Source organism: Poseidonibacter ostreae (assembly GCF_009208075.1).
GTDB lineage: Bacteria > Campylobacterota > Campylobacteria > Campylobacterales > Arcobacteraceae > Poseidonibacter > Poseidonibacter ostreae.
Window position 1 is genome coordinate 1 of the sequence record NZ_WFKJ01000151.1, and the last position, 246, is coordinate 246.

General features: G+C 34.1%; 1 protein-coding gene. It reads right to left on the reverse strand.

The genetic code is table 11. From position 1 onward, the window contains the following. Positions 1–231: transposase (locus GBG18_RS15210; protein WP_193311199.1), on the reverse strand; the 231-nt coding region annotated here is incomplete at its 3' end. Positions 232–246: the final 15 nt, after the last annotated feature.

Genomic DNA, 246 nt, shown 5'->3' on the forward strand with positions numbered 1-246 from the left:
AATACTATTTAGATATCCATAGAGGTAAATTTTTAAAAGTAGTGCTGGATGATATGCTGGTTGACCTTCTGAACCACCCTTGCTAGTAAATACTTTTAAAGTAGCTAAATCTATACTATCAACATAGCTATCAATAGCTCTTACTGGATTATTTTCATCAACATATTCATCCATACTAGGCGGAAATAAGAGTTGCTGATGACGGTTTAATCCTTCTTTGTAGTTCGGCATTTTGGGCCTTTTTGT